21 protein-coding genes are annotated in these 19,937 nt (G+C 36.8%); all 21 read right to left on the reverse strand.

What is annotated here, in order from left to right:
• Positions 1–6: 6 nt before the first annotated feature.
• The 21 genes from PRVXT_RS08960 to nuoE all read right to left on the reverse strand — a co-directional run bounded on the left by PRVXT_RS08960 (position 7) and on the right by nuoE (position 19,919).
• Complete coding sequence (locus PRVXT_RS08960; protein ID WP_350342541.1) at positions 7–1,041, reverse strand: rod shape-determining protein; 1,035 nt, start codon at positions 1,039–1,041, stop codon at positions 7–9.
• A gap of 116 nt (positions 1,042–1,157) precedes the next feature.
• Positions 1,158–1,844, reverse strand: coding sequence for a RadC family protein (gene radC, locus PRVXT_RS08965; RefSeq protein WP_350342542.1), 687 nt, complete (start codon positions 1,842–1,844; stop codon positions 1,158–1,160).
• Between the two features lie 20 nt (positions 1,845–1,864).
• Positions 1,865–2,434 (reverse strand): nucleoside triphosphate pyrophosphatase, encoded by a 570-nt coding sequence (locus tag PRVXT_RS08970; RefSeq protein ID WP_350342543.1) that lies wholly within the window; start codon positions 2,432–2,434, stop codon positions 1,865–1,867.
• 19 nt (positions 2,435–2,453) lie between these two features.
• A complete protein-coding gene (locus PRVXT_RS08975; protein WP_350342544.1) occupies positions 2,454–2,705 on the reverse strand; it encodes a DUF4321 domain-containing protein in 252 nt (83 codons plus the stop codon).
• 76 nt (positions 2,706–2,781) lie between these two features.
• Entirely contained in the window at positions 2,782–3,315 is a 534-nt protein-coding gene (locus PRVXT_RS08980; protein ID WP_350342545.1) for a Gx transporter family protein, read from the reverse strand.
• A 22-nt stretch (positions 3,316–3,337) separates the two neighbouring features.
• Positions 3,338–3,712 (reverse strand): NusG domain II-containing protein, encoded by a 375-nt coding sequence (locus PRVXT_RS08985; RefSeq protein ID WP_350342546.1) that lies wholly within the window; start codon positions 3,710–3,712, stop codon positions 3,338–3,340.
• A gap of 20 nt (positions 3,713–3,732) precedes the next feature.
• Complete coding sequence (locus PRVXT_RS08990) at positions 3,733–4,761, reverse strand: FAD:protein FMN transferase (RefSeq protein WP_350342547.1); 1,029 nt, start codon at positions 4,759–4,761, stop codon at positions 3,733–3,735.
• Positions 4,762–4,798: 37 nt separating this feature from the next.
• Complete coding sequence (locus PRVXT_RS08995; protein ID WP_350342548.1) at positions 4,799–5,713, reverse strand: molybdenum cofactor synthesis domain-containing protein; 915 nt, start codon at positions 5,711–5,713, stop codon at positions 4,799–4,801.
• A 116-nt stretch (positions 5,714–5,829) separates the two neighbouring features.
• Positions 5,830–6,621, reverse strand: a complete 792-nt coding sequence (gene rnfB, locus PRVXT_RS09000; protein ID WP_350342549.1) for an RnfABCDGE type electron transport complex subunit B — start codon at positions 6,619–6,621, stop codon at positions 5,830–5,832.
• 21 nt (positions 6,622–6,642) lie between these two features.
• Positions 6,643–7,212, reverse strand: coding sequence for an electron transport complex protein RnfA (locus tag PRVXT_RS09005; protein ID WP_350342550.1), 570 nt, complete (start codon positions 7,210–7,212; stop codon positions 6,643–6,645).
• Positions 7,213–7,230: 18 nt separating this feature from the next.
• Positions 7,231–7,815 (reverse strand): electron transport complex subunit E, encoded by a 585-nt coding sequence (locus tag PRVXT_RS09010; protein WP_350342551.1) that lies wholly within the window; start codon positions 7,813–7,815, stop codon positions 7,231–7,233.
• Between the two features lie 12 nt (positions 7,816–7,827).
• Positions 7,828–9,285 (reverse strand): FMN-binding protein, encoded by a 1,458-nt coding sequence (locus PRVXT_RS09015; RefSeq protein WP_350342552.1) that lies wholly within the window; start codon positions 9,283–9,285, stop codon positions 7,828–7,830.
• On the reverse strand, positions 9,286–10,284 hold the full coding sequence (locus tag PRVXT_RS09020; protein ID WP_350342553.1) for an RnfABCDGE type electron transport complex subunit D: 999 nt from the start codon (positions 10,282–10,284) through the stop codon (positions 9,286–9,288).
• 22 nt (positions 10,285–10,306) lie between these two features.
• The gene (rsxC, locus tag PRVXT_RS09025) at positions 10,307–11,599 is read right to left on the reverse strand and encodes an electron transport complex subunit RsxC (RefSeq protein ID WP_434064290.1); all 1,293 of its coding nucleotides are present in this window, start codon (positions 11,597–11,599) and stop codon (positions 10,307–10,309) included.
• Positions 11,600–11,678: 79 nt separating this feature from the next.
• Entirely contained in the window at positions 11,679–13,082 is a 1,404-nt protein-coding gene (gene aspA, locus PRVXT_RS09030; RefSeq protein WP_350345140.1) for an aspartate ammonia-lyase, read from the reverse strand.
• A gap of 98 nt (positions 13,083–13,180) precedes the next feature.
• Complete coding sequence (locus PRVXT_RS09035; protein ID WP_350342555.1) at positions 13,181–13,801, reverse strand: redox-sensing transcriptional repressor Rex; 621 nt, start codon at positions 13,799–13,801, stop codon at positions 13,181–13,183.
• Positions 13,802–13,982: 181 nt separating this feature from the next.
• Positions 13,983–16,667, reverse strand: a complete 2,685-nt coding sequence (gene fdhF, locus PRVXT_RS09040; protein WP_350342556.1) for a formate dehydrogenase subunit alpha — start codon at positions 16,665–16,667, stop codon at positions 13,983–13,985.
• Between the two features lie 16 nt (positions 16,668–16,683).
• Positions 16,684–18,477, reverse strand: a complete 1,794-nt coding sequence (gene nuoF / locus PRVXT_RS09045; protein WP_350342557.1) for an NADH-quinone oxidoreductase subunit NuoF — start codon at positions 18,475–18,477, stop codon at positions 16,684–16,686.
• Positions 18,478–18,489: 12 nt separating this feature from the next.
• Positions 18,490–18,864 (reverse strand): (2Fe-2S) ferredoxin domain-containing protein, encoded by a 375-nt coding sequence (locus tag PRVXT_RS09050; RefSeq protein WP_350342558.1) that lies wholly within the window; start codon positions 18,862–18,864, stop codon positions 18,490–18,492.
• 2 nt (positions 18,865–18,866) lie between these two features.
• Entirely contained in the window at positions 18,867–19,406 is a 540-nt protein-coding gene (locus PRVXT_RS09055; protein ID WP_350342559.1) for an ATP-binding protein, read from the reverse strand.
• 9 nt (positions 19,407–19,415) lie between these two features.
• Entirely contained in the window at positions 19,416–19,919 is a 504-nt protein-coding gene (gene nuoE / locus PRVXT_RS09060) for an NADH-quinone oxidoreductase subunit NuoE (RefSeq protein ID WP_350345141.1), read from the reverse strand.
• Positions 19,920–19,937 lie beyond the last annotated feature (18 nt).

A 19,937-nucleotide genomic window follows, 5' to 3' on the forward strand; every position in this document is an offset into this window, starting at 1 on the left:
CTTATCTTATCGTGCAGGTCTTGAGTCTAACGATACCCTTTTTAGTAGTTCTAGATTATCCAAAACATTACCCGCTCCCAAAACTACTGAATCTAGTGGGTTTTCTGCGACCATCACTGGCATACCTGTTTCCTCTGAAATTAGGCGATCCAAATCGTTTAGCATAGCTCCCCCACCAGTCATAACAATACCTTTATCCATAATGTCAGCGGCTAACTCCGGTGGAGTTTTTTCTAAGGTGATTTTGATTGCTTCTAAAATTGCAGTAATAGGTTCTTTCATGGCAGCATTTATCTCGTTTACTGTTATAGATTGATTTTTGGGAAGACCTGTTACAAGGTCTCTTCCTCTTATATCCATAGTCTCATTTCCTTCATCAGGATAAGCAGAGCCTATTGTCGTTTTTACATCTTCTGCAGTTCTGTCGCCAATCATCAAGTTATATTTTCTTTTAATATAGTGTACAATCGATTCGTCCATCTCATCGCCACCAATTCTTATAGAACGATGAGTTACAATTCCACCTAAAGATATAATGGCAACATCAGTAGTTCCCCCACCAATATCTACTATCATGCTACCTGTTGGCTCGCCAACAGGTAAACCTGACCCTATTGCAGCAGCCATAGGCTCCTCAATTAAGTGAGCTTCCCTAGCTCCTGCTTGTTCCGTAGCTTCCTGCACAGCTCTTTTTTCCACCTCTGTAACTCCAGAGGGGACACAAACAACAACCCTTGGCTTTCTTTTTAAGACGTTCTTTTTATAGGCCTGCCCTATAAAGTACTGAAGCATCTCTTGAGTTATATCAAAATCTGCAATAACACCATCTTTCATGGGCCTAATAGCCACAATATTCCCTGGTGTACGCCCAATCATTTTTTTAGCGTCTTCCCCAACAGCTAACACTCTTTCTTTCTCTTTGCCTTTTTGAATTGCAACAACAGAAGGCTCTCTTAACACAATACCTTTTCCTTTTACATATACAAATGTATTAGCTGTTCCTAAGTCTATACCTATGTCGCTTGAAAAATAGTTAAACACTTTGTCATTCTCCCTTCAAATTATAAGCTATCTATATTTTAATATGAATTAAGTTTAATTTGTAATGTTTTTTTTGTCAATTTAAGAAAATTTATCTAATTTCATCACCCCTTACCCTAAAACAAGCCCTTGTCTTTTAAACTTACATATCCATTTTGACCTACAATAAGATGATCAAGAACTTTTATCCCTAATTCATCTCCAGCTTTGGCTAGCCTTTTTGTTATTGCAATATCTTCAGGGCTTGGGGTTGGATCACCACTAGGATGGTTGTGACACAAAATCAGTCTAGCAGCATTTTTGATAATTGCTTTATTAAAAACTTCCCTAGGAAACACACTGGCAATATTTATCCCACCTTTGGAAATTTCCTCAAGAGAAATAATTGTATTTTTAGTTGTTAATAATAACACAATAAAGTGTTCCTGTCTTTTTGTTATATACTGGTTAACCGCCTCAAAAACATCATCAGGGCAAGTAATAGGCCCATTATAACGCCCAGCTATTTTTCCCCTTCCTCTTTTAGCTAACTCTAAAGATGCTTTTACTTGAATAGCTTTTGCAAACCCTATGCCTTTTATTTCACAAATTTGTTCTACTTCAGCCTCTATCAAGTTTTCTAAACCATTAAATTGAGTTAATAAATCTCTAGCAAGGTCTAAAACCGAGTTTCCAGCTGTTCCAGTTCGTAAAATTATTGCAAGTAATTCTGAATCAGAAAGAGATTGGCTCCCATACTTCAGCAGCCTTTCCCTTGGTTTTTCTTCATCAGGCAAATCCTTTAAAGTATAGTTTCGAGTCACTCGACACCACTCCTTAAATATTACTTGCCCCAATCAATTAATCCATGGTGTCCAAGTAACTCTGCTGTTCTACTAAGGGGCAGTCCCATAACATTGTAAAAACATCCTTCAAGTTTTTCTACAAAAACTCCACCTTTTCCTTGTATACCATACCCACCGGCTTTATCAAAAGGTTCTTTAGTAGAAATATACCAGTTTATTAGGCTATTTGACAGTGGTCGAAAATATACCCAGGTTATTACATGAAAGGTATAGACCACATCACCATTTAAGCAAAGAGAAACACCTGTGATAACTTGATGCTTATTAGCCGATAACTTCATTAACATATCTCTACAATGCTCGGAGTTAGTAGGCTTTCCTAAGGTAACTCCATTAAAGCTTACTACTGTATCCGCAGCTAACACATATTCTTTTGAGTTATTACTAACTTTTAAACCTTTTGCTTCGGCTAACTTTTTACTTAACTTTACAGGATTATCAGCTGTTATTTTTTTTTCGTCCATATCTGAACTTATCACCCTGTAATCCACAGGTAGTTTATCTAAAATTTCTTTTCTTCTTGGTGATTTTGAAGCTAAAACCATCATAGTAGGATATATCTCCTTTTTAAATAAACTTTTTATAAAAAATTACCGATAGAAAAATTCCAATTATACTTGCTAGGTTTAAAGTTATTTTAAAACCAAAATCTAAAGAAAAAACCATTAAATCAAGCGTAGTAGTATCTAATCCTACTGTCTGCCCTTTTCCTAGTAATGGTATAGCATCCCCTAAAATTAAAGCAATAACATTACCCAGCATTGCTCCTATTACTATAAATAACATCAATAAAAATGGATTTAAAGCACTATTTCTCATCTTCTCCCGCCTTTAGTAAATTTTAAATTGTTTGAATTTAGTTGTTCCACATTTATTAGTTATTCCACATTCTTTTTTATTTTCCTGCTATTTTAGCGCCATTTAATGCCTTTGTAATAAAGTTTGTGGAAATCCCAACAAAAATTCCTGTAGGAATGGCAAGAGCTATTAAAAGTGGCTGTGAAATAGCAGCTAAACGGGTATCTAGTAGATAAATCACAACGGCAATTTGAGCTAAGTTATGTGTTATGGCTCCAATTATACTTATCCCAATATTACTCAAATGTTTATTGAACAATTTCATAGCAATTGCCATACTTAAAGTACTAACTATAGCACCACCTAAGCTTAAATAAAAAACAGGGCTTAAAAATTTCCCAGATAATAAAGAGGCAAGGATTACCCTCATTACACCTACTGCAAAGCCACTTTTCAAGCCAAACATATTTAATGTTGTTAAGGTAAATATATTGGCTAAACCGAGCTTTACAGGCATTCCCATAAATATTGAAGCTAAAGGGGCTATTCTCCCTTCAATAATTGTAAGGATTGTTGCCATAGCTATAAACAACGATAATAAAACTAATTGCTTTACAAAACCTTTTTGCATTTTCCTCACCCTTAAATTGTTATTAAAAATCTACATCTGGTTGTTCCCCACCTTCAATTCTAACAAATACCCTATTGGGTAAACATGTTATACTTTGTCCAGGCCTCGTTGCTCTGCCAAAATTTACACATATTTGGTCAGGGCAGTCTGAATGCTTTACAGTCACATAGTCTTCACCAAGCAAAACAACAGTTTCACCAACAGGACCGTTAAAAACAATTTCTTCTGACCTATCTTCTTCAAATAAAGGTACACTACCCCATTTTTCACCTTCTTGTTCAATGATAACTCGCGCTCCTTCTACTTCTTGGCCTGAAAGAAATAGATAATACATCCCTATACCAAAAAGAGAAAGAATTAAAACTATACCTATTAAAATTAAATCACCTTTTTTCATTAAACCACACTCCTAATGGACTACTCTAAGCTCTGATTAGGTTGAAACTTCTCTTTCATGTTTGAACTTTTAAATACATTTCCTTCTGAATCTACAATTAAAACCTCTACTTCATCAATCTCTTCAACAAAATCAACAGCTTGTTCAGGGTCATAATTAAATAATGCTGTTGATAAAGTGTCTGCTATTGTAGCATTAGGAGCTGAAATCGTTACTGATTGAATTTTTTGAGATGGGTAACCTTTTTTAGGATCAATTATGTGATGAACCCGAATATCATCCGCCATAAAGTAACGTTCATAATCACCAGAAGTAACAACAGAATTAGAGTTTGTGTTTACAACTCCTATAAAGTTTCCCCTCTCCATACGAGGGTGTTGCACACCAATACGCCATGGTGTGCCATCAGGCTTATCCATTAAATAGACATCTCCACCCCCGTTTACAGACCCATATTTAATTCCGTGTTCCATCATTTCTTCTGCTGCTTTATCAACAATATAACCTTTGGCAATTGCACCTAAGTCTAGTTTCATACCTTCAGTTTCTAGGAAAGCAGTATTTTTTTCATTATCCAAAACTAGTTTATTATAATCCACCAGTTCTTTTAAATGCTCTACCTCTTTTTCCGACGGAACCACTTGATTACTCCAACTATATGCTTCTAGTAATGGACCAATGGTTATATCAAACCTTCCTTCTGTCTTTTCTCCATAATTCTTGCCTTTTTCCAGAAGATTAAAAGTTTCTTCGGAAACCTTGACTGGTTCAATACCTGCGTTATTTGTGATGTTATAAACATCGCTACCCTCGATATGGGCACTCAATAGCTTTTCCAAACGTTCTACTTCCTTTTGAGCGGCTTGAAATGCTTCTTCAGCTTTTTGGGGATCATCTGTATGACCTGTAAGTTCTACTAGTGTATCCATTGCAAAAAAATGGTGATTGTATACTTCCAGTTCAGCACTGGAAGAACTACAACCAACAATAGCTAAAGACATAAAAAGTAAAGCTGCAAGATATTTTGTTGTTTTCATTATTGTTCCCATTATTAAATTCACCTTTCTTATATACAGTATTTAATAGTTACCGTCCACAATCCTGAGTTTTTCCTTGTAGGGTTTCCAAAGCATGTTCTAATATTGGAGATATTATACCCATACTTTCCTTTACAGCTTTTTCACTTCCCGGCAAGTTAATAATTAATGTATTGTCGCTGATGCCACATATCCCCCTAGTCAAGTAAGCTTTAGGGGTATATTTTGAAGAATTAGATCTAATCATCTCCATGATTCCTGGTACCTCTTTATCAACAAAAGACTGAGTAGCTTCTGGAGTAATATCTCTTGGAGATAAACCAGTGCCTCCAGAAGTAATTACAATAGATAAGTTAGAGTCAACCCACGTTTGTAGTTTTTCTGTTATCTTATCATGCTCATCAGGCACAATATCCATTTGCTCTACTTTTATCCCAATTTGAGCCAGTCCCAGTTTTGCTGCAGGCCCAGCAGTATCCACGCGTTCACCATTAAATCCTTTATCGCTTACTGTTAATATAGCTGCTGTATAGCTAGGGATTATTTCTATAGGATCACCAGGCTTTATTTTACCTTCTTTTAAAACAGTGGCGAATATACCTTCTTTAGGCATAACACAGTCACCAGCTTGGTAGTAGATTGCACACCTTTCATGACATGTTTTCCCAATCTGTGTTACTCCTAAAACAACTTCACCTCCTATTTTTAACCTTGTCCCTAACTCAAGTTTATTAAGTTCAATACCTTCTGTAGCAATATTTTCAGCGAAACTTCCGAACGTTACATCTAACCCTTGTCGTCTCATTTTTTCTATACTCTCATTGGCTAACAAACTTATTTGCCTATGCCAGTTCCCACCATGAGCATCATTTACAATGCCATATCCTTTTTTAATTATAACTTCTGGTTGTACTGTTTTTTTTACCCCTTTTTTCTCACTGATAGCGATTGCTAGTACTTTCACTAAAAGTCACTCCTCTAACTATAATAATCGTGCAAAACAATTATATCACATTTACGATAGGTAGTTAAATAAAGACTAAAAAATAAGCGCCCTAATTTTAAGGACGCTTATTTTTATTATAACTGTTCTATTGCATGAGTTGGACATTCCTTTACACAAATTCCGCAACTAATACAAATAGTATTGTCTATCTTTGCCAACCCATCTTCCATTTTAATACAATCTTTAGGGCAGGCTTTTGCACACTTAGAACATCCTATACAACCCACTTTACATACTTGCATTACTTTCTTAGCTTTATCATTCGAGTTACACATAACATGCACGTCAGAACCTTGTGGAATCATTCCTATGACATCTTTAGGACAAGCAACTACACATTTTTTACATCCAGTACAAAGTTCTTGATCTATTATAGGTAACCCATTATCTCCCATAACTATAGCATCAAAGGGACAAATTCGTTCACATGTTCCAAGACCCATACAACCATAGCTACAAGCCTTGGGTCCACCATCAATGAGCATTGCTGCCTTACAATCTTTTACACCTTCGTAACGAAATTTATCTTTGGCTACTTCACTAGTACCATGACACTTTACTTTAGCCACCATTGGTGTATCTGAAGCAGCTTCCATATCGGTCTTTCCAATTATGTCAGCCAATTCATTGGCTACCTTTTTCTTTCCAACAGGACATCCATCTACCGGTGCCTCACCTTTAAGTACTCCTTCGGCAAAACCACTGCAACCTGGATAACCACAGGCTCCACAATTAGCACCTGGTAGTGCTTCTATTAACTCATCAAGCTTAGGGTCAGTTTCAACCGCAAATACTTTTGAAGCTCCCGCCAAAATTGCTCCAAAAATAATACCTATAGACCCTAAAGCAATAACTGCGCTTAACATATTTAACACCCCCAGTAACTATTAAATTACAAAACCTGCAAAAGCCATTGCCAATATAGCAGCTGCTATAAACGCTGATGGCACACCAGCAAAATATTTATTCGAACCAGTTAATTCTAGTCTTTCTCTAATACCAGCAAGCACAACCAACGCTAAAGTGAATCCTAAAGCAGCTCCTACTGCATGAATGATAGTTTGAGTTAAGGTATAACCAAGGTCAATATTTAAAATAGCCAACCCTAAAACAGCACAGTTCGTTGTTATTAACGGTAAAAAGATACCTAGAGCTTGATAAAGGGTAGGACTTACCTTTTGAATAACCATTTCTACAAACTGCACCAATGAAGCAATTACCAGAATAAAAGCAATTGTTTGTAGATATTGTAAATCAAAGTTTTCTAAAATCAATCTATCAATATACCAGGTGATAATAGAAGCGATGGTCATAACAAACATAACCGCCATACCCATCCCGATAGATGTTTCTATTTTTTTAGATACTCCAAAAAACGGGCAAATACCTAAAAACTGATTTAACACAAAGTTGTTTACAAAAATAGCGGCAAAAAAAATAGATAACAATTCAGTCATTTATTTATATCCTCCCTTCTACTGTTTAGAGGTTCGTCTCATAGTGACAGCATTTACTATTCCTAGCAGTAATCCTAAACTTAGAAAAGCACCAGCAGGCTGCAAAAATAGTAAAGCCCCTTCAAATAGCTGAACACCAAAAAGTTCACCTGTTCCTAAAAAGTGTCTGAAAAATCCTAGTACAGTTAAGCTCAAAGTAAACCCTAGACCCATGCCCAAAGCATCGACTATAGAAGGCATTACTTTTTCTTTAGAAGCAAAGGCCTCAGCTCTTCCTAAAATAGTACAGTTTACTACAATCAAAGGTATAAAAAGACCTAAGTTGTTGTGTAGTTCTACAAAGTAAGCTTCCATAAACATATCTACCATAGTAACAAAAGTTGCGATAATCACAATATAAGATGGTATTCTTACCCTACTGGGTATAAAGTCTTTAAAAAGAGATACCACTATATTTGAGCCTAGCAACACAACTAATGTAGCCATACCCATACCAAACCCGTTTGCTGCGCTAGTAGTTACAGCCAAAGCAGGGCAAAGGCCTAGTAAAAGCACAAAAACAGGGTTTTCTTTAAATATTCCTTTTAAAAAGTTATTTAGCAACTTGTTCACCTCCTAGTTAGCTTCTAAAGGCAAAGCATCAATTACAGCATCAATAAGACCGCTAGCTGAATAAGTGGCCCCAGTCTCTATATCAACAGCAAGAGATTGCTCTGATTTTATTTCTTCTACTATGTGAGGCAACTGTTCATCAGCAAAATTTGGAGTATCATCATGATCAAAGGTAAGATCTGTAATTTCTCCACCTTGAACAGTAACCTCTACGGTAATTGTAGATTCGAACCCTTGTCCTTCACCTGTATAGGTACCATCATCTATATCTGATAGTGTAACTTCTTCTAAATTTAAGCTTACTTCCTCGGCATCATCATCGCTATCATCTTTAGAAGTAGCAGATCCGCTAGCTTGAAGAAGAGCCTCTTCCACAGCAGCCACTAAGGCCTCACTAGAAACAGTAGCACCTGTGCTTGTATCTACATTAAGACTTTGCAACTCTTTAATTTCTTGTGCTACCGTTGGCAGTGCATCATCAGCATAATCTGGAGTATCATTGTGAGTGTAAGTTATATCAATTACTTCCCCACCTTCTACAACCACTTCAACTTCTAGAACACCACCAAAACCATCAGCTTCCCCAGCGTAAGTTCCGTCTTCAAGATTGTCCATATCAACTTCAGCTTCTCCACCAAACTCTGATAAAGCATCTTTTACTGCTTCAATAATTCCTTCACTTGTGGCGGTTGCTCCACTTACTGTATCCACGTCAAGTTCTTGTTCATCAACCATTGAAGAAGGCACTTGTTCTAGAGCAGGGTCAGCAATCCCATCAGTTTCAGTATGCTCTAGCACTTCAACACTAATTAACTCTCCTCCGCTAACCTCTATAGAAACACTTATTTCTCCAGCATATCCTTGACCAGCACCTTCATATACTCCATCTGGGATTTCTGCTAGATCTATAACAACTTCGTCTGTAACTCCTAATGCTTCAGTAAGATCTTCCAAAGCATTTCTAGCTCCAGTAATTACCGCTCTTGAAGAAGCAGTAGCTCCTGTTATTACATCTATATCACCAAACCCTTGCTCTAGGTCTCTACCTTCTAACTTCTTTACATATTCATCATCAAAGGCCAGATCACCTAAGCCAGGAGTTTCCGCATGACTTAAAATAGCAATTCCAGTAATTTCATAGTCAGTATTTACCCCAACTAGCATATTTATTGGGTCAGTTCCGTAACCTGAAGCTGCAACTTCAACTACGTATCCAACCAAATCACCATTTTTAAAAGCTTCACTATAAATTTCCTTGGGTTCTTCACCATCTATAGGTTCATCTTCCATCACTGCTTCAAACTTGTCTGCTTCTATTACTTCTGCTAGAAGTTCATTTCTTCTTTGCTCAATATTTTCTTCTATAATTGGAGCCGTAAAATCGTTAATAGCAGACAAAAGGCCTGCAGATACAGCAGCAATTAAACCAAGTACAGCAATCATTTTAATTATATCTTTCATCTACTTCACCTCCCCAAATGTACGAGGAATAGTAAGTCGATCTAAAATCGGCGTTAGAGCATTCATAAATAACACTGCATAAGTTAATCCCGCTGGTGCTTGGGCATAATACCTAATCAAAATTAAAATTAAGCCACAACCTATTCCGTATATCAACCTAGCATTTTTCGTAGTAGGGCTAGTAACATAACAGGTTGCCATATAAATAGCACCCATTAAAGCTGAACCCGAAAGCACTTGAAATAATGCTTCATCTAGTCCTGCAGATAAAAATCCTACTAAACCTTCAAACTCACCTGCAAAACCGGTGTGAATAAAGGAAAATACAACCATAGCACCTAAAAAACCTCCTGGAATTCTCCAATCTATATGACCCTTATATAAAAGATAAATACCTCCAATAATAAGTGCCAAAGCAGATGTTTCACCTAAACTACCAGGTACAGTTCCTATAAACAACTCCCATAAGGTAGCAGCTTCTCCTTGTAATGGAGTTGCACCTGTGGTTGTATCTACAAATGTACCAGTAGGCTCCCAATTTGTCATAAGAGTTAAATAAGAAAATGTTAAAAAGCCTCGACCCACTAAAGCTGGGTTAAATGGATTTTTACCTAAACCTCCAAAAGCATGCTTTCCGATCAAAATTGCCACAGCACTACCTAAGATTGGCACTGCCCATGGAAGTGTCCATGAACCCCCAATAGAAGCCATCATACCAGTTGCAGGCGGTAAACTTAGACCCAACAACAGACCCGTCACAGCAGCACTCCCATCTCCTAAAAAAGCGCTGATTTTAGGCTTCCTTGAAACTACTAACCATTCAAAAAATAAAGCTGATATTAAACTTAGGGACAATACAATAGCACTAGCCCAACCAAAGATTATAATAGAGGCAATGGTAGCTGGAACTAAAGCAACTACTACATCCCACATTATATAGTCTATATCTCTAGGACTACGAATATGCGGGGAAGGTCCCACTACAAACTTTTTGCTCATGTTATTTCCTCCTTCTAAAACCCTACTTTTTTGCTTTTTTAGAGCTAACTTCCGCTTTTCCCTGCCTTATTAAATGTACTAACGGAATCTTTGATGGACACATATATGAACAGCATCCACACTCTATACAATTAAACAAATGAAGCTCTTCCGCTTCTTTAAACATTTCTTTTCTTGAATAAGCTGCAAGATAATTTGGCATCAAGCTCATGGGACATGCGTCAACACATCTTGCACATCTTATACAGGTTCTTTCTTCAACTAACCTAACCTCATCTTCTGTAAGGACTAGGATTCCCGATGTGCCTTTTGTTATAAATTCGTCATCTAAAGAATCTATAGCTCGTCCCATCATAGGACCACCAGATATTACTTTAGCAGCATTGTCTTTTAAACCACCACAAGCTTCAACAACTTCCTTGAAAGTCGTTCCCACTTTTACAATGATATTTTGTGGTTTTTCTATGCCATTTCCTGTAACTGTGATTCCTCTTTCATACAAAGGTTTCCCCTCTTCTATTGCGTCAGCCAAAGCAGCAGCTGTAGAAACATTACTCACTACTGAACCAACATCGACAGGAAGTCCTCCTACGGGCACTTCTTTGTCTAAAATAGCTTTAATTAACTGCTTTTCCCCTCCTTGAGGGTATTTAACCTCTAACGTTACAAGTTCAACAGACGAATCACCTTGTATTGCATTGCCAATAGCTTCTATGGCATTGGGCTTGTTTAGTTCAATCCCAATATATCCCTTAGTAGCACCTGTAGCTTTCATCAATGCTTTTAAGCCTTCCACTACCTTTTGTGGCTGTTCTACCATAATTCTATCGTCGATAGTAAGATATGGTTCACACTCAGCACCATTTAAAATAACTGTATCAATTTTTTTTCCTTCTGGCGCTTTCATTTTGACATGGGTAGGAAATGCAGCTCCACCCATCCCAACAATTCCAGCTTCTTTGGCAATCTCAATGATTTCCTGGCTAGAAATTTCTTTTAAACTTCTAGCTTCTTTAGGCTCAAACCTATTATCACCATCACTTTTGATAGTGATACGTTCTTCATTAACATCAACTACTTCACCAGAAATACTGGAATGGATAGGTGCAGAAACAAAACCTTTTGCTTCTCCTATTTTTTGTCCAGTTATTACTTGTTCTCCTTTAGATACAAGTGGTTCGCAAGGAGCACCAATGTGCTGCTGTAGCGGTATCACTACTTGCTTAGGATCATCCATTACATCAATTTGCTTTTTTTCAGAAAGCTCCTTGTTATAAAGAGGATGAATCCCACCTTTAAAACTTCTCTTTTCCAAGTTTTTCACCCCTTTAATTATTAAATATTTAATGATTTATATAAAGTTAAAGTTATAACATTAACTTTATAATCTAAAACTATTTTAACAGTTCTGAACCAGAAATTCCTGGCCTAGTCATATCATAAGGGTTAAGAATTTTTTCTAGTTCTTCTTCTGATAATATCCCTCTTTCTAATACTATTTCTTTAATAGGTCTACCAGTTTTTATAGCTTCTTTTGCTACTGTAGAAGCAGTCTCATAACCAACATGAGGGTTTATAGCAGTTACTATACCTATACTTCCTTCCACTAACTTTTTACACCTTTCTTCATTTACAGTAATTCCTTTAATACACTTGTCAGCAAATACTGTGGTTACATTTCTTAGAATATCTAATGATTGTAGCAAGTTGAAAGTTAGCACTGGCTCCATAACATTAAGTTCTAATTGGCCAGCTTCAGAAGCCAAGCAAATGGTATGATCATTTCCCATTATTTGAAATGCCACTTGATTTACAACTTCAGCCATAACAGGATTTACCTTGCCAGGCATAATAGATGAACCAGGTTGTACTGGTGGTAAGTTAATCTCATTTAAACCACATTTGGGGCCAGAAGAAAGCAAGCGTAAATCATTGGCCATTTTTGATAAATTTACAGCACATATTTTTAAAGCTGCAGAAACGGATACGTAAGCATCAGTATTCTGAGTAGAATCAACTAGGTTAGAAGCTGTCATAAATTCTATCCCACTATTTTTAGTAATTCTTTCTACAACAACTTCAATATACTTAGGATCAGCATTTAATCCGGTACCTACTGCTGTTGCCCCCATGTTTATTTCTTTAAGATCTTCTAACGAATTCTCAATTCTTTTTATATCTCTAGAAAGCACTTTAGCATAAGCTCCAAATTCTTGCCCAAGCCTAATCGGTACTGCATCTTGCAAGTGTGTTCTCCCCATTTTAAGAACTTCATCAAACTCAGCTTCTTTTTCTTTTAAAGCTTCAACTAAATGGTTTAGTGAAGCTAACACACCACTTGCTAATTTTAAAGAAGCTATCGTTATAGCAGTTGGAAAAGCATCATTAGTTGACTGAGCCATATTAACGTGAGTGTTTGGAGATACTTTTAAATATTCTCCTTTAGTACCACCTAGTAATTCAATGGCCCTGTTAGCTATTACTTCATTAGCATTCATATTCATAGATGTCCCTGCACCGCCTTGAATGGCGTCTACTACAAAATATTGGTGAAGATCACCTTGAATTATTTCTTCGCACGCTTGACAAATTGCCTGCCCTATTTTTTTATTTAAACGACCAACTTCCATGTTAGCCTCTGCTGCAGACTTTTTTACAATAGCTAAAGCATGAATTAGGGTTGGATGCGGCTTATACCCAGTAATGGGAAAGTTTTCCATAGCCCTTTGAGTTTGAATACCATAGTACATTTCATTACTTATCTCTTTTTCACCCAACAAATCTTTTTCTTTTCTTATGCTGTCCACTATTATTTCCTCCCTTAAAGTAATGTTATTCCATTTGCTATATTCTATATTAAGGGATAAAAACCTTTTAGAAAAGGGTAATATTTATATTATAAGTAATACGATAAGGCTTGTAACTCAGTTGTAACATCAGAGTTCTGCACCTTAACATTTGAAGGGACATGTATCAAAGTAGGAGCAAAATTTAATATTACTGTTATCCCTGATTCAATCATCTGATCAGCCACTTTTTGTGCAGCTTGTGATGGAACAGTAATTATACCCATCTTTACTTTATTTTGCTGCACAAAATCTTCCATATCTTCCATAGGCTTTACTACCATACTCCCAACAGTTTGGCCTACCTTAGATGGATGGCCATCAAATACCGAAACTATTCTAGTGCTCGGACTTTGATATCTGTTGTATTGACACAAGGCCGCGCCCAGGTTTCCAACTCCCACTAAAATAATTGGTATTTCTTTATCAAGTCCTAGTATGCTCCTCAATTTTTCAGAGAGATCTGAAACTCGATACCCCATACCTTTTACACCGAAATCACCAAATATAGATAGGTCTTTTCTTATTTGAGCTGGATTAAGATTTAAATCATCACCCATCTGTTGTGAAGATACGGTTTCTACGTCCATAGCACTTAGTTGATCTAAATAGCGTAAGTATATCGGTAGTCTTTTTATAACTACATCTGGAATTTTTTGATATTTATCCATAAATAATCCTCCTCATTTTGAATTAAATCAATATATTAAAAGTTACTTCTTTATATTACCATAAGTTTTTTAAATTTGTAAATAAAAACACAAGCTTTTTAAGTATAGTTTAAAAAAGGAAACCCTTGTTGTCATTAGGGTTTCCTTTAACTTACAATATAATGTTATTTTACAAATTAAATTAAGCTTTTTCAACCCTAACAGAACATGATTTTAATTCTGGTGTCTGCGCTTTTGGGTCAACTGCAGAGTTCGTAAGTACATTTGCAGCACTTTCTGCGTAGTGGAATGTCATAAATACTACTTTAGGATCTACTTTTTCTGTTACCTGAACCTTCGTTGTTACTTCTCCTCTGCGAGAAATTACTTTTGCAGTATCACCTTCTGCCAATCCAAGCTCAGCAGCATCTTTCGGGTTAATTTCCATTAGTTCATGAGGCCTATGTTCTTGAAGACCAACAGACCTTCTTGTCATAGAACCTGAGTGGTAGTGATATAGGTGACGCCCAGTAGTCAAAATAAATGGATAATCTTCTGTTGGAGTTTCTTGGGAATCTTTATGATCTACAGCTGAGAATTTCCCTTTACCTTTAGCAAATTTATCCTTGTGAAGATAAGGCGTTCCAGGATGCTCAGGTGATGGACAAGGCCAATGTAAACCATGTTCCTTTAACCTTTCATAAGAAATTCCACCATAAGAAGGAGTTACTTTTGATATCTCCTCCATAATGTCCTCAGCGCTTTCATAGCTCCAGTTAGCACCTAAAGAACTTGCAATCAGCTGTAAAATTTCCCAATCAGATTTAGATTCACCTCTAGGACTCACAGCTTTTCTTACCCTTTGTACTCTTCTTTCAGTGTTTGTAAACGTTCCATCCTTTTCAGCAAAAGACACTGCAGGAAGGACAACATCAGCTAACTCTGCGGTTTCAGTTAAAAAGATGTCTTGAACCACTAAAAGATCTACGTTATTTAAAGCATCTATTACATGGTTAGAATCTGGATCAGTTAGCACTGGATTTTCTCCCATTACATACATAGCCTTCAGATTCTGCTCACTGGCTGCTTTAATCATGCCGGAGATTGTTAACCCTGGCTCACTTGGAAGTTTTTTGCCCCAGTACTTCTCAAATCTTTCTCTAGTTTTATCGTCTGCAACTGCTTGGTAACCAGTGTAAACGACTGGCAATGCTCCCATATCACAGGCACCTTGAACATTGTTCTGCCCCCGCAGTGGGTTAACACCAGCATTTTCTTTACCAACATTCCCAGTAGCCAAAGCCATATTTGCTATAGCCAATACACTATCTGTTCCAGTCGTATGTTGAGTAATACCCATTGTATAAAGAATAGAAGCAGCTTCCGCTTCTCCATAGCAATGAGCAGCCTTTACTATGTCTTCAGCTTTTACATCACAAATTTTAGCAACTTTTTCTGGAGTATATTCTTTAACTTTTTCTGCTACATCTTCAAAATCCTCAGTTCTAGCTTTAATATAACTCTCATCAATCAATCCGTCTCTTATAATCACATGAAGAAGACCGTTTAAGATAGCTACATTAGTGCCAGGCTTTATTTGTAAAAATACATCAGCATAATTAGAAAGTTCAATCTTTCTTGGATCAACAACCACTAGTTTAGCACCTTTTTTAACAGCCTTTTTAACTCTAATGCCTATTACAGGGTGAGCTTCTGTGGTGTTTGACCCAATTATTAAGATAGCATTTGTATCTTCAATTTCTGCAATAGTATTTGTCATTGCACCACTACCAAATGAGGTGGCTAGACCAGCCACAGTAGGGGCGTGTCAGAGTCGCGCGCAATGATCAATACTGTTTGTTCCCAGCTCAGCTCTAAATAACTTTTGGAACAAGTAATTTTCTTCGTTAGTACATCTGGCGGAAGCTAAGCCACCTATTGCATTAGGACCATGCTCTTTTTTTATATCCTGAAGTTTAGAACTAATCAGTTCAATGGCTTCATGCCAAGTGCTAGGCTCAAGCTTCCCATTTTTACGAACCAAAGGTTGTTTTAAACGCTCTGGACTATTTACAAAGTCCCAACCAAATCTACCTTTTACACATAAATTCCCTTGATTAACTTGACTGTCAATATGAGAGTCAACACCCACTACTTCATCATCTTTAACTTCTAAATAAAAGTTGCAACCTACTCCACAATATCCGCATGTTGTAAGAACTTTTTCCTTTTCCCAAGCCCTAGCTCTTCCTTTAGAAACTTTTGAGTATAGTGCTCCTGTTGGACAAACAGAGATACACTGCCCACAATAAACACAGTTGCCCAAGTCCAGCTCCTCATCAAAAGGTGCAGAGACGGTGGTGTTAAATCCTCTATTAGTGAAGTCTATTACATTATTACCCTGAACCTCATCACAGATCCTTACACAACGACCACATAAAATACACTTCTCATAATCTCTTTCAAAAAAAGAATTATCATCCATGTGTAGCTTATCAGTTCTAGCACCTTCAAATCTACTATCTGCTACTCCATAATCGTAGCTATACTCCATTAGTTTACAGGTACCAGAAGCTTCACAGGTCATACAGTCAGCTGGATGGTTAGCTAAAAGTAGCTCCAAAAGAGTTTTACGGGCTTGTTTCACCTTTTCACTTTTTGTGTTAATATTCATTCCATCATTTACAGGGAAAACACAAGATGCTGCAAGGGTGTTGCTTCCCTCTACCTCTACTACGCACATACGACATGCTCCTGAATTGGAGATATGAGGGTGATGACAGAAAGTAGGTATTTCAATATCAGCCTTCTTTGCCGCATCCAAAATCGTGCTGTCTTTAGACACGGAAATCCTTTTACCATCAATTGTTACTGTAATAGTCTCCACTGTTATCCCTTCCTTTTTAACCTTTTTTTATAGCATCAAACTTACACTTTTCTACACAAACTCCACAAGCTGTACAAACTTCTGGGTCAATTTTATGAACTTCCTTAGGTTTCCCTTCAATTGCACTTACTGGGCAAACCTTAGTACAAAGTGTACATTTCTTACATAAATCTTGATCAATAACATATTTCGCTAAAGCAGAACATGCACCTGCAGGGCATCTTTCATCATTTATGTGAGCTTCATACTCATCTCTGAAGTATTTTAGAGTACTTAGTACAGGGTTAGGCGCTGTTTGTCCAAGTCCACAAAGAGAAGTGGTTTTAATCGTTTCACCTAACTCTTCAAGTAACTCTATATCTCCTTTTCTACCTTCTCCATCAACTATTCTTTCAAGAATCTCTAACATCCGCTTTGTACCTTCTCTACATGGGGTACATTTACCACAAGACTCATCTTGAGTAAAGTTTAAAAAGAATCTTGCTAGGTCAACCATACATGTATCTTCATCCATTACAACCAATCCACCAGAGCCCATCATTGCTCCAGCTTCGATTAAAGAATCATAGTCTACAGGAAGGTCTATAAGATTTTCTGGCAAACAACCACCTGAGGGCCCACCAATTTGCACTGCTTTAAATTTCTTGTTATCAGTAATGCCACCACCGATGTCATAAATTATTTCTCTTACTGTAATACCCATTGGCACTTCTGCTAAACCTGTATTATTAATTTTACCAGTTAAAGCGAACACCTTAGTACCTTTACTTTTTTCAGTACCTAAGCTAGCAAACCAGTCAGCACCTTTTTCAAAAATAACAGGAACATTAGCAAAGGTCTCTACGTTATTTATATTTGAGGGTTTTTCCCATAAGCCTTTTACAGCAGGGAAAGGAGGTCTTGGTCTAGGCATTCCTCTTTTGCCTTCAATTGAGTGCATTAAAGCAGTTTCTTCACCGCACACAAAGGCTCCAGCCCCTTCTTTAATATGCAGTTCAAAATTAAAGCCAGTCCCTAAAATATTTTCCCCTAACATTCCATATTCTCTAGCCTGATCTAGAGCAGTTTTCAATCTATTAATTGCTAATGGATACTCTGCTCTTATATATATATACCCCTCATCAGCTCCTGTAGCATAGCCACCTATCACCATGCCTTCTATGATACTATGGGGGTCTCCCTCTAGTATACTTCTATCCATAAAAGCACCAGGATCTCCTTCGTCAGCGTTACAAATCATATATTTCTTATCACTTTCAGACTTGCTAGTAAACTCCCATTTTAAGCCCGTAGGAAATCCACCGCCGCCTCGACCTCTTAACCCGGATTTTTTCATATCATCTATAACCTGGTCTGGAGTCAATTCAGTTAAAACTTTACCTAAAGCTTCATAGCCACCTTTAACTATATATTCATCAATATCCTCGGGATTTACATACCCGCAGTTTCTAAGAGCTATGCGGTGCTGTTTTTTATAAAAAGCAATTTCTTTATAAGATGGAATTTTGTCTTCACTATGGGGTGGGTTATAAAGCTTGTCCTGCACTAACCTTCCTTTAATCAAGTGTTCATCTACTATGGTCTTAACATCTTCATCTTCCAATCTACAATAAAAAGTTCCTTCAGGATAAACAATAGCTATAGGACCCATCTCACAAAAACCATGACACCCAGTTTCAATAACCTTAAATTCCTTGGCTAAGTCCTTTTCTGCTAATTGTTGCTCAAAAGCATCTTTAATACTATTCGCTCCCGAAGAAATACAACCAGTTCCTGAGCAAATTAGTATATGACCTCTATAAAGTTCCATTTTTTTACCCCCCTACTCTTCTATTTTTCCTACAACATTTTGCTGCACTATTTGCCCATTTGCTAAATGTTGAGATACTATATTTTTTGCCACATCAGCCGTTACGTTTCCATAGGTTATTCTAGACTTTCCAGGAACTATTACATCAATAAGTGGTTCCTTTTCACACATGCCTATACATCCTGTTTGAGTTACATTTACCTTCAAGTTTTTTTTGTTAATTTCATCTAGCAGCGCAAGCATTGCATCTCTAGCACCTGCTGCTATACCGCAAGTTCCCATACCAACAATAACTTGAATATTATCTCCTTCCCTTGGAGATGTAAGTTTTTCTTTTTCAGCTCTCAGTTTTCTTAAGTCTTCCAAAGAATTAATTTTTTTACTCACAGCTATCCCTCCTTCAAAGTATTCACCAAGTTTTTCTCAAAATACTCTCTTACCCACTCTATTACCCACTGTTCTGTGATTTGGCTAGCTGATAGTTCCTTGTATATTTCTTGATTGCTTAAAGTAAAACTTCCATCATCACTCTTCACTTTAAAAATTACCAAAATTTCTTTATGAAATATAAAGAGCGACACAAAAGTTGCTGACAAATCTCCAATAGGCGGACAATCCCAATGTGATAACCTAAAAGAAAAGTAAACATTTGTTCCTTTACTAGGCTTGGATAATATTTTAAAATCTCCATTAGCTTGTTCCGCCATCATTTTGGCAAAAGGTAACCCTAAACCAATATCTCTAGTTTCTCGGGTGGAATAAAATGGATTAGTTGCTTTTCTAACTTGTTCCTCATCCATACCTTTGCCATTATCAGAAATCAATACAGATAACAAATCTTGCCTTTTAGAAGCAGTAAGCTTTATTTCAACCTTATCAGCCTTAGCAGATACAGAGTTTTGTACTAAATCTAAAATAACATGAGACACATCTTGCATTTATTTTCTATACTTCTTTAAAACTTCTGATACAGAATCAGCATTTAATCTTCCATGGGTATTATCATTAACCATTATTACAGGCGCCAAACCGCAAGCTCCTATACATGCAACTGATTCTAAAGTAAACTTCAGGTCTTCAGTGGTGCCACCTGGCTCAACACCAAGTTCCTCTTGTAATCTATCTAAAACTTTGTCTGCTCCTCTTACATGACAGGCTGTCCCCATACACACTCTTATAATGTTTTCACCCCTAGGATTTAGGTGGAATTGGGAGTAGAATGTACACACTCCATAAACTTGGCTTAATGGTAAGTCTAATCCATCGGCAATATCAGCTATAACCTCTTTTGGTAGATAACCATAAATATCTTGTGCTTTTTGAAGCACTGGGATTAGTGCACCTTTTTTTCCTTTATACTGCTCAAACAATTTTTCCAGTTCAATCTTTTTTTCATCTTTTTCATTTTCACTTCCACAACAGCATTTGTTTACATTTTCCATTTTTCCCACTCCTTTCAT

The organism is Proteinivorax tanatarense (genome assembly GCF_040267685.1).
Taxonomy (GTDB): Bacteria; Bacillota; Proteinivoracia; order Proteinivoracales; family Proteinivoracaceae; genus Proteinivorax; species Proteinivorax tanatarense.